The sequence below is a fragment of the Ammoniphilus soli genome (genome assembly GCF_040813775.1).
Window position 1 is genome coordinate 1 of the sequence record NZ_JBEGDL010000157.1, and the last position, 715, is coordinate 715.

The 715-nt window shown below is 31.7% G+C and carries 1 protein-coding gene; it reads right to left on the minus strand.

Annotated features, from left to right (window positions below; translation table 11 throughout):
- Positions 1–10: 10 nt before the first annotated feature.
- Positions 11–613 carry a pyridoxamine 5'-phosphate oxidase family protein gene (locus ABLT31_RS38830; RefSeq protein ID WP_367761064.1) on the minus strand — a complete coding sequence of 201 codons (603 nt, stop codon included), beginning with the start codon at positions 611–613 and terminating at the stop codon, positions 11–13.
- Positions 614–715: the final 102 nt, after the last annotated feature.

Here is a 715-nt window from a genome sequence, read left to right on the forward strand (position 1 = left end):
GAATGATTTCTTACTTTTTATTTTTAGCTTTAAAAAAATCTCCGCCCTTATGTCTCTCATCATCCGTTCCCCAATATATCTCTTTGTTTACTTTACGAAGAAGAGGTATATGTTTCGAACAATGGATATATGCCTCTTCTATTTTAATGACAACCCATCTTTCCGCACGAGTTCCTTCAGTATGATTAATCTCTTCAATGATGTTTTCGTTGATTAAAGGATGATTAATTAAATCCCTATTTTCAATTATGGTTGCTTGACCATTAACATGTAAGCCAATGCAATACGTAAAAAAATCTATAAAAAGAAGACCGATATGAGGATTATCATAAATATTTCCTAGACTAGCATATACACCATTTCCCCGATATTCAGGATACATAACTGTATGATTATCAATTACTCTAACAAAACCAGCTTCACCTGACCGAAAAGACGAGTCACAATTTCCTTTTCTATCCGAAGTCGATATAAAGACCATTTCTTGTTCGGATATGAAATCTATCATCATCGGATTCAAATAATTTAATATCTGATTATTATAAAAAGTTGTAGCTCTATTTTGTGTACCATACATTTTCTGAAGTATTGTTTCACCTTGAGACCGTGACATTATGGCAATATTCCTTTCTTCGGTGCTTGTATATGAAATATATTACCACATGACTTAAACTAACTTACAAAACCATTTATTAACATACCGTATTCAACATTA

What these genes read in the sequence shown, in the direction of transcription:
- ABLT31_RS38830 (WP_367761064.1), bottom strand. Translation starts at nt 613, where the DNA reads ATGTCACGGTCTCAAGGTGAAACAATACTTCAGAAAATGTATGGTACA.